This is a genomic window from Colwellia sp. C1TZA3 (assembly GCF_007954265.1).
Lineage (GTDB): Bacteria > Pseudomonadota > Gammaproteobacteria > Enterobacterales > Alteromonadaceae > Cognaticolwellia.
On record NZ_VOLS01000032.1, the window covers coordinates 37,363 to 46,861 of the forward strand.

The 9,499-nt window shown below is 39.2% G+C and carries 7 protein-coding genes and 2 pseudogenes; 1 reads left to right on the forward strand and 8 read right to left on the reverse strand.

Annotation, left to right across the window (positions count from 1 at the left end; genetic code table 11):
- From ESZ39_RS10780 to ESZ39_RS10795, 4 genes are all read right to left on the reverse strand, one after another.
- Positions 1–1,581 carry an efflux RND transporter periplasmic adaptor subunit gene (locus ESZ39_RS10780; protein ID WP_191321761.1) on the reverse strand — a complete coding sequence of 527 codons (1,581 nt, stop codon included), beginning with the start codon at positions 1,579–1,581 and terminating at the stop codon, positions 1–3.
- Entirely contained in the window at positions 1,581–3,050 is a 1,470-nt protein-coding gene (locus tag ESZ39_RS10785; protein ID WP_146879917.1) for a TolC family protein, read from the reverse strand. The genes ESZ39_RS10780 and ESZ39_RS10785 overlap by 1 nt, the downstream gene beginning before the upstream one ends.
- Positions 3,050–3,568, reverse strand: a complete 519-nt coding sequence (locus ESZ39_RS10790) for a DUF411 domain-containing protein (protein ID WP_146879918.1) — start codon at positions 3,566–3,568, stop codon at positions 3,050–3,052. Before ESZ39_RS10790 ends, ESZ39_RS10785 begins: the two co-directional genes overlap by 1 nt.
- Positions 3,569–3,719: 151 nt before the next feature.
- Positions 3,720–4,037, reverse strand: coding sequence for a hypothetical protein (locus ESZ39_RS10795; protein ID WP_223270350.1), 318 nt, complete (start codon positions 4,035–4,037; stop codon positions 3,720–3,722).
- A 511-nt stretch (positions 4,038–4,548) separates the two neighbouring features.
- Between ESZ39_RS10795 and ESZ39_RS18045 the strand changes: the two are divergent.
- Positions 4,549–4,944 (forward strand): annotated as a pseudogene (locus ESZ39_RS18045) (transposase); the annotation flags it as partial.
- Between the two features lie 89 nt (positions 4,945–5,033).
- Here ESZ39_RS18045 and ESZ39_RS10805 read toward each other — a convergent pair.
- From ESZ39_RS10805 to ESZ39_RS10820, 4 genes and pseudogenes are all read right to left on the reverse strand, one after another.
- Positions 5,034–5,951: a histone deacetylase gene (locus ESZ39_RS10805; RefSeq protein WP_146879921.1), complete on the reverse strand. Its 918-nt coding sequence runs from the start codon at positions 5,949–5,951 to the stop codon at positions 5,034–5,036.
- A 532-nt stretch (positions 5,952–6,483) separates the two neighbouring features.
- Positions 6,484–6,603 (reverse strand): annotated as a pseudogene (locus tag ESZ39_RS18050) (transposase); the annotation flags it as partial.
- A gap of 240 nt (positions 6,604–6,843) precedes the next feature.
- A complete protein-coding gene (locus tag ESZ39_RS10815) occupies positions 6,844–7,821 on the reverse strand; it encodes a transposase (protein ID WP_146879922.1) in 978 nt (325 codons plus the stop codon).
- 171 nt (positions 7,822–7,992) lie between these two features.
- Positions 7,993–9,039 carry an NAD(P)-dependent alcohol dehydrogenase gene (locus ESZ39_RS10820; protein WP_146879924.1) on the reverse strand — a complete coding sequence of 349 codons (1,047 nt, stop codon included), beginning with the start codon at positions 9,037–9,039 and terminating at the stop codon, positions 7,993–7,995.
- Positions 9,040–9,499: the final 460 nt, after the last annotated feature.

Below are 9,499 nucleotides of genomic sequence, written 5' to 3' on the forward strand. Positions count from 1 at the left end.
TTATGCTCCTTTGTCGTTTGCAGTATTTTTCATTACCGCGTCAGTTTTAGGCATTGTCATCGCACTGACAATAATAAAAATGCCCTCACGTATTTCAAAGGTGAACATGACATAAGCATTATTTGAAAATAAGGCCATATCAACATTGTCATCAACCATAAAGTCAACTCTGCCTGCTGCACGGTCCCATTTTACGATGGCTTCACGGTCAATGGTGACCATTCTATGAGCAGCCATTACGTTAACGACTGTACCGTTGACAGTCGCTGAGGAAACTGTGTCAACAGAAGCGCTGTTACTCATATCCATTTCGCTCGGCTTGTCTTGGCTAGGCTCTGCTTGGTCAGCTTCATGATGCATACGTTTAAAATCAGATGATTTACTTGATTCTGAATCTAATAAAAATTGCGCTGAGCTAACCACTTTTTCACCAGCATCAAGTCCGCTAAGTATTTCAACATTATCGCGGTCATATCGACCTACAGTGACGGCAATAGATTTAAAACTACCTTCACCCAAAGCTAGCACCACTCTATTTTGCTTACCCGTTCTAATCAGAGCTTCTTGTGGAATTAACAACGCTTGTTCATCACCGGTAGAATGGATAACAATTTGTGCAAACATATTAGGCTTCAACTCACCCTCTTCATTGCTAAAATGTGAGCGTACTTTCACCGTTCGTGTTTTAGCATCGAGCGTTGGGTAAATAAAATCTACTTGCCCTTGCCATGTTCTACCGGGTAAATAATCTAATGTCATAGTGACCGGTGTACCAGTTTTAACTTGGTGCGCTTGTCGTTCAAAAACTTCTGCTTCAAGCCAAACTTCAGACAAGTCGCCAATTGACAACAAAGTAGTATCCGGCTTAACAAAAAAACCTTCACGTATGTTTAGCATTTTTACCACACCATTTTGCGGTGCGTAAAAAGTTATTTTTTGCTGAACTTGCTTGGTTTTTTTCAGCTTTACAATCGCCGACTGAGGTAACTGCAATGCCATCAGTCTATTTTCAGCCGCAGTGATTAAGCGACTGTTTTTCCGCTCTAATGCCAATAATAATTCCTCTTGAGCATTGACTAACTCAGGCGAGTAAATATCATAAAGTGCTTGATTTTTCTTAACAGGATCACCTACCGCCTTAACATAGAGCTTTTCTATCCAACCTTGAACACGTGGATGAATATGAACAATTTTTCTTTCATCAAAAGTAATATAGCCCATGGTGTTTATTTCACTGTGCAGTGAGCTAAAGTTCGCTATAGCTGTTCTTACACCTAAGTTATTCTCCACATCAGGAGAAATACGGATGGTACCAACACCTTCATTAGGTCCTTTGCCATCATCGTCATAAACCGGCACTAAATCCATACCCATAGGTGATTTACCTGGCTTGTCTTTGATATAATTTGCATCCATCGGCGCCACCCAATAAAGCGGTTTTTTCTCAGCCGTTTTAGCGCTATTGGCTTGCTCATTTTCTGCAGGAACTATAAAACTATAAGCACCCAGAGTGAGTATTGAGCCAATAACCATGCCAATAATGATGGTTTGAATATTATTGTTTATGATATTTTTACTCATTATTTTTGTCCCGAATAAACAACAGTTTGATTGTTATTAATTAAATTAGATTTGTTGTAGGTGTCTGCCGTATTGAGACTGCCGATAAAAAGATAATTAAGCTCTAAGCCTATTTTCTGTTCTTCTACGTTCAGTGTTAGTAGGTCTATTTCAGTATTTAGCACAGCAATTCGTGAACGCACAACTTCAGCAAAGTCACCATCGTCGTTGGTATAGGCAGATAAAGAGGCTGCTGCTTGATCGTGTATTTGAGGGAGTAACTTAAATTTATAAAGCGTTTGTCGCTCTTTTAAGCGTAATAATCTGCCTTTGGCACTTGAATAAGCAGCCAATAATTGTCTGAGTAATAAAATTTTGTCAGTCTTCACCGCTGCTGTTGCAGATACCGCTGATTGCACTTCTTTATCTTGTCGATTATGAGTAAAAATTGGCAGATCAAAGGTCACACCAACAGAGAATAAATCAGCTCGGCTGCTGCCCATAGGATCATTGGCTCGATAGCCATAACTTGCGTTTATGCCCCATTCAGCTTGATATTTTTGCTGCGCTAATTTAATGCCTGTTTTAGTCGCCTTGATGTTTTTTTCTAACGCCATAACCGCAGGATGGTTTGAAAAGTATGGAATTAACGCTCTTGGCTCAAGCCAGGTTTCTTTGGCGACTAAAGTATGGTTAATTAAGCCTATTTCAGGCAATTCTTGACTAAGCACTAACTTATGTAAAGAAAATTCGGAGGCTAATAATACCGGTTCATCTGCACTATTTTCGCTATAAAATTGGCTCAACCATTGAGTAAGCATGCCAAAAAAACCGCTTTTCTGTTGTACCAGTTGCGCTAACCTATCTTCTAAACGTGTTAGCTCTACTTGTGCTCGAACAATATCTTGTTGACGAATTTTACCTAACGCCGACGAATAGTTTGCTGTTGCTACATCGGCTAACTGCTCGAACAACGACCTGTTCTTTTCAATTAAGGCAATACTTTGCTGAATTCGATAAGCGTCCAACCATAAACTTCCTACCGTAACCGCTACTTTTGATTCTCGGTCTTTTCTTTGATAGGGAAACGCTTCACTTTGCGTTTTTAATTGTTGGCTTTTAATCGCTAAAGTATCTCCACGAGGAAACATTTGTGCAATGCCCACCTTGGCCTGTGTCATGCCTTCTTGAGTAAAATTAAAGCCGTTAGTTGGCAAGTTAGCCAAACCAATAGACACCTTAGGATTGGGTAAGGTATTTACCGCCGTACTCATTAATTCAACGGCCCTTTGTTTATGTTTATTGCCCGTTAACCAAGGGTCATTTTCTTGAGCCATTGCAATGGCATTTTTAAAAGATAAAGCAGTGCTATCACTCATCACAGGAGACTGAGCCGCACTAAGGTAAAAAACAGAAAAAGCTAAAACCCCTGCACCAAGCTTAATACTAAACTTGAGAGCAAATTTACTGTGCTGGTTAAGTTTATTCATTAGAATTGTTCCTTATACGATTGAACATTGGCATAAATTTCATCCGTACCATTCGACTTCAAAAGTAGGACTCTGTAAGGCTGAAACTTGTCATCAACTTCCATTCCTGGTGTGCCTACAGGCATAGCGGGAACGGATAAGCCAATAACATCATCGGTGTGTGTCTCTTGCATAAATTGTTGGATGAATTTTGCCGGTACATGTCCTTCAAACACATAACCCTCTTTTGAAATAGCGCTATGACAAGAGCGATATCTAGGCGCTATGCCTTTTTCTTCTTTAATGACTGAAAAATTTTGAGAGCTATGAACTTTAGATTCAAAACCATTATCATTGATATGACTTATCCACTTTTTACAACAGCCACATGTCGGACTTTTATATACATCTAGGACAATAGATTGCGAGGTAGCCTTGTGAGTTTTAGCCGTAGCAGCTTCTTTATCTGAACAGCTTGCAAGCGCAATGACTACAACAAAGGTAGTTATAAATTTTAAAGGAAATTTATTGGAAAACATAACCCCCCCAATAGGGATATTAATTAATATTTTTTAATTAACTAGGTTATTTTTGATGAAGTTAGAAGTGCTTATACCCACACAAAATCAAAAAGCCTAATACAGACGTTCGTTATAAATGAACCGATTTTTGGAAACATTTATGCTGTATTTAGCTTAATATTGGCGGACGATATAATGATCTAGCTTGTTGGCTTAACGCCAAAGTAGAATGGGAAAGTATTTTGGCGGGTAAGTCAGCGATTGGTGCATCACTTGATAGGTTCTTCATGAAAGCAGCAACACTTGAGCAGCCCCCCATAAAGCAGTTACATACTTGAGTACAACAATCTTCTGTTGACTCTGTTGTATCATCAACAGCATCACTGGCCATATTATGGTTACTGTGAGCTGTCATCGGCATATCTTGTGACTGTGCCGTCATTCCTGCCATACCTATCATGTGGTAAGGCATCATAGCAGACGCCATTGCCTGACCCACAAAAGTCAAACATACCAGCAATACCATTAATGTTTTAGAGCAGTTAAAAATCACAAGAAACCAACAAAATATTATACTTAGGACGAATATTCGCATAACCCCTGTTTATATTCAATGCAATAACAGTTTTTAAATAGATGAAATAGAATATTATCCTGATGCCCCCTATCCTTTCATTATATTTTCTGTCAACAAATTCCAGTGATTAAGTGACAGTTATTAAGTGACAGTTATTAAAAGTTTATACTACACACTACAATAATTTAAGTAAAAATCTGACATGGTTTAATGGATTCAACTAGCTAGTTAAGGAGTAATACCAATCCCATTAAGTTATTGCTCACTTGTACTAATTAAAATAGCTCAAGGCTGTGTTGCTCTCAATCCCAATAGCTAGCTATTGCTCAATCGAGCGCCTTACCTTGAGTTATTTTTCCTGCGCACAACAAGATCACAAACTTAATGGAACTGGTATAATGAACTTAACTGGAGATAAAAAATGACAAAACGTAAAAAGTATTCAAAGAATTTAAAATCGACGCTATTGCTTTAGTCGTGACCAAGATTATTCTCAAGCTGAAGCCGCTAGAAACTTAGGGGTCAATCCCAAGATGCTTGGTCGTTGGATCAAGGAAGCTGACAACGATGATGGTTACGCTTTTCGTGGTAACGGCAAACTGACACCTGAGCAAGAAGAAATCAGAAACTTAAAAGCACAAGTAAAACGTCTTAAAATGGAGCGTGAGATCTTAAAAAAAGCGACGGTCTTCTTTGCCAAAAAAAAGAAGTAAAATACGCGTTTATTGCCCAACATAAGAAGATCTGGCCAGTGGCGCTAATGTGTCACGTACTGGGTGTAAAAAGTAATAACTATTACCGTTATCAAAAGCGTAAAGCCAATAGTATTGATGTGGGTGGCCTAATGACTTGTGGGGGATCATACGTATTAATCCCTTGGTAATTAGAACTTTTTCTAACCTGAGGTTAGGCGTGTAATATGTCGAACAATTTCGAAGCCTCTTGTACTGCAATAGCATGTCTTTGAGCCAAGGCCTTCTCATCTTTATCGTAGCCTCCACCTATAACAGTAGCCACCGGAATATTTAACTCTACACACCTATTTAATACGTATTTATCACGCGCTCTAATTCCTGCTAAACTGACGTTGAGTAACCCTAGGGGGTCATCGGTAAAAACATCGACGCCAGCATCGTAAATAATAAAATCTGGCTGAGCTAATCTAATAGCTTCCTCAAACCCTTGAGCCATACTCTCTAAATAAGAGTCGGTAGAGGTACCTTTGCCAATATTAATATCCAAGTCACTCTGCGCTTTTCGCGTGGGGAAGTTTTTTTCGCAATGTACCGAGCAAGTAAATACATTCCCCTGATTAGCTAAAATCCTCGCAGTGCCATCGCCCTGGTGCACATCGGCATCAAAGATCAGTACTTTCTTAACTTTTCCCTGCAGCAGTAAGGTTTTTGCAGCAATGGCTAAATCATTAAGGATACAAAAACCTGAAGCAAAGTCATAGTGCGCATGGTGGGTTCCACCTGCTAAATGGCAAGCAATTCCTTTTTTTAAAGCAAGTTGACAAGCGAGTAAAGTACCCACTGGTGAGATAAGCGTGCGTTTTACAAGTCCCTCACTCCAAGGCAGCCCCATGCGTCGCAACTCAGGTTTTTCCATAGTGTTATTAATAAATCGCGTCAAATAATCGGGGCAGTGTGTCCCTTCAAGTAATTGCCGCTTGGCGGTGCCTGGCCGATAAGTATTTGCCGCGCTAGCAATTCCCTGCTCTTGCAAGCACTCATGCAAGAGACGAAATTTTTGCATAGGGAAACGATGCGCTTCCTTAAATAAATAACTGTAGTGTGGATGGGTAACGAGAGGAAGAGACATAGCTGTGCCATAATATGTTAAGGGATGAATACTAACTAACAAAACCGCTTAAACCACGTGTCTTAATCGCTTAGTAATCAGGGGGTTTTTCTCTCCTCCTTCTCTAATAACTTTATACATTAGTAAGATAAAAGAGGTTTGTCAGTGTTTTAAATCTTCCAAAAGTTGATGGGAAAAGTGACTATTTTTTGTTGCACTTTAGGCTTACTTAATGTGAGTTATTATGATTATTTTTTTATTTTATTTCAAGAAAAACATTGTAAGAAAACATAGCTATAAGAAAACATAGCTAAGAAAACATAGCCACCCATTTTTATTATGAATTAACATAACTGCTTTTAACCTTGATTACGGTAGCCTTCAGCACTATTCAAATGTATAAATTAAACGGAAATTATCAACAAACTGAACGTTAGATAAAAAATAGTAAGCAATGTGGCAGATTCAAAGCAGCACTGTCGGCTTGATTGATATCAAGCTTAAAATGAGAGTATTGTATTCGTGTTAGTTCTAGATTTTTAGATAGTAAGCCTTAAGCACACAACCAACGCTGGCAGTTTGATGCCCCTTGTCGTCGTTTGCGCTCGAGATGCTCACAATATTTTGTTAATGCCGGTATCGAACCTACTGCACCTTTGAATAATGAGCCATAAGAAAACATAGCCACCCATTTTTATTATGAATTAACATAACTGCTTTTAACCTTGATTACGGTAGCCTTCAGCACTATTCAAATGTATAAATTAAACGGAAATTATCAACAAACTGAACGTTAGATAAAAAATAGTAAGCAATGTGGCAGATTCAAAGCAGCACTGTCGGCTTGATTGATATCAAGCTTAAAATGAGAGTATTGTATTCGTGTTAGTTCTAGATTTTTAGATAGTAAGCCTTAAGCACACAACCAACGCTGGCAGTTTGATGCCCCTTGTCGTCGTTTGCGCTCGAGATGCTCACAATATTTTGTTAATGCCGGTATCGAACCTACTGCACCTTTGAATAATGAGCCAAACTCTGTAGTGATTTTTAGCCAGTTCTCGGCTGGAATATTAAGCCTATTTAGAATGTGTTGGCTACTGGCACTAATGGCACCGCGTTTATCTTCTCTAATAATTCGCCCTGTATCTTCCACCAGCACAATATAGTCTTTAACACTGAACGGCAGGCCATTTGACATATCCTGGCGTTCATTACCGACAAAAGGTAGTAAGTCTTTTGGTTGCTCACCTTTTATCGCTGAGGTTATTCGGCGTTGAATACTGGTGTAGTCTGAAGTTTCTGGTGTGGTAGCCATTTTGGCACGGATAGGATTCAAATCAACATAGGCCATACAAGCTAAGACTGCGGCTTCATCTAATAATGCTTGTGATTTAAAGCGCCCTTCCCAGAATCTGCCAGTGCACTTATCTTCCTTGTTAGCCATTCGAGCAATTGGCTCACTCAAGGAGCGCATAAACCAACTGATATCAACCAAGCGTTGTCGGTATTGGGTAATACAATCATTCACTGTTTTAAGTTCAAATTCGTTTAGGTCTTCACCCTTAACAAACATTTGCGTCAATAATGTCCCTTTAAAACCTTTGTGCCACTGCACTAACACTTCTTTATCTGACCAGTGCTTTGCTTTATCAGCATCGACCTTTAGCACCACATGCAAGTGATTACTCATCACAACGTAAGCACAGATATCAATGGCAAAGATGGTAGCAAGTTCAAGTATGCGAGAATCAACCCATTCACGCCGATGCTCAAAGTTATCACCTGTTGAATTATCGATCCCACACAAAAAGGCTTTACGCACTACCCGTGAGCAACAATGATAATAAGGCGTGTCGTCTAGGCTAACAATTGTTTGTCTTGGTCTGGCCATCTTTAATTACCATTTTGAAAGGGTAAATAAAGCGTAGTTTATTGTTTGTTATTTAGCCAATAATCATGGGTGGCCATGTTATTGTTAGCCATGTTATTGTTACACTTGCTCATAAAAAAACCAGCGCTGCTAAGCAGTACTGGTTTTAGTTATTAATGACTCATTAAATAATTATGCGCTTAACGACGCCATATCAATAACAAAACGATAGCGAACATCAGAGCGTTCCATTCGCTCATATGCTGTGTTTATTTCGTCAATATTGATTATTTCGCATTCTGGCAATACTTTATTTTCACCACAAAAATCAAGCATTTGCTGAGTTTCTTTAATACCACCAATTAATGAACCCGCAATACGGCGGCGACCCATTAACAACGGCACAGTGTTAACTTCGTCAACAGGACCTATTTGACCAACAATAACAAGCGTACCGTCTATATCGAGTAGTGGTGTATAAATTGATAAATCATGTTTTACAGGTACCGTATCAATAATTAGATCAAATGCAGACTTTGAGCCTTCCATTTCATCATCATTTGTTGACACTAAGTAATGTTGTGCGCCTAGGTTAATAGCGTCTTCTTTTTTAGACTCAGTACGGCCAATGACTGTAACGGTTGCTCCCATAGCGACAGCATTTTTAACCGCCATATGGCCAAGTCCACCTAAGCCGACGACTGCAACACGGCTGCCTGCTTTTACGCCCCATTTGTGTAACGGAGAATAGGTAGTAATACCTGCACATAATAGTGGTGCAACGCGCGAAAGCTCTAGGCTCTGAGGAACGGAGAGAACAAACTCTTCACGTACAACAACATGTTTTGAATAACCACCTTGGGTCATCTCGCCACTTATTCTGTCTTTACCTGCGTAGGTTCCAACCATGCCCTCACGGCAAAGCTGTTCTTCGTTGTTATCACATTGGTCACAACTTTTACATGAATCGACCATGCAACCAACAGCAACCGTGTCACCCCGCTTATATTTTATAACGTCGCTACCTACCGACATTACTGTACCTACAATTTCATGTCCAGGTACTAAGGGGTAATCACTGCCACCCCAATCGTTTCGTACTGCATGTAAATCTGTATGGCAAACACCACAGTATAAAATTTCTATTTCTACATCGTTATTTCGTAAAACCCGGCGTTCAAAAGAGAACTCAGTGAGTTTAGCGCCTTGGCTTTTTGCTGCATATCCAGTTGTCTTCATCATAACTCCATAGTTTTTAAAAATTTAATACACAGACAGTATGGTACATGTGTTTTGAATGTAAACCTAAATGTACCCGAATTTAAAGCTAATATTTAACTCAAATAGACCTCGACCTTAACGATAGCCAGTGGCAATACTTCACTATTAGCATCTAACTTCTTATACAATATTCAGTTTAATCTAAGCTAATGTTCAGCTTACCCTAAGTTTACTTATGTAATGTAACGGCACTTATTAATAGGTGCCTAAAATGAAAAAATTTGTCGCATACTTTAAAGACTTGAAACTCACAATAAACCAGTTGTTATTCTTTACTTGCTGTTATATCGCTCTAATACCAGTTCCATTAAGTTTGTGATCTTGTTGTGCGCAGGAAAAATAACTCAAGGTAAGGCGCTCGATTGAGCAATAGCTGGCTATTGGGAGTGAGAGCAACACAGCCTTGAGCTATTTTAAC

What these genes read in the sequence shown, in the direction of transcription:
- ESZ39_RS10785 (WP_146879917.1), bottom strand. Translation starts at nt 3,050, where the DNA reads ATGAATAAACTTAACCAGCACAGTAAATTTGCTCTCAAGTTTAGTATT.
- ESZ39_RS10780 (WP_191321761.1), bottom strand. Translation starts at nt 1,581, where the DNA reads ATGAGTAAAAATATCATAAACAATAATATTCAAACCATCATTATTGGC.
- ESZ39_RS10805 (WP_146879921.1), bottom strand. Translation starts at nt 5,951, where the DNA reads ATGTCTCTTCCTCTCGTTACCCATCCACACTACAGTTATTTATTTAAG.
- ESZ39_RS10820 (WP_146879924.1), bottom strand. Translation starts at nt 9,039, where the DNA reads ATGAAGACAACTGGATATGCAGCAAAAAGCCAAGGCGCTAAACTCACT.
- ESZ39_RS10790 (WP_146879918.1), bottom strand. Translation starts at nt 3,568, where the DNA reads ATGTTTTCCAATAAATTTCCTTTAAAATTTATAACTACCTTTGTTGTA.
- ESZ39_RS10815 (WP_146879922.1), bottom strand. Translation starts at nt 7,821, where the DNA reads ATGGCCAGACCAAGACAAACAATTGTTAGCCTAGACGACACGCCTTAT.
- ESZ39_RS10795 (WP_223270350.1), bottom strand. Translation starts at nt 4,037, where the DNA reads ATGGCGTCTGCTATGATGCCTTACCACATGATAGGTATGGCAGGAATG.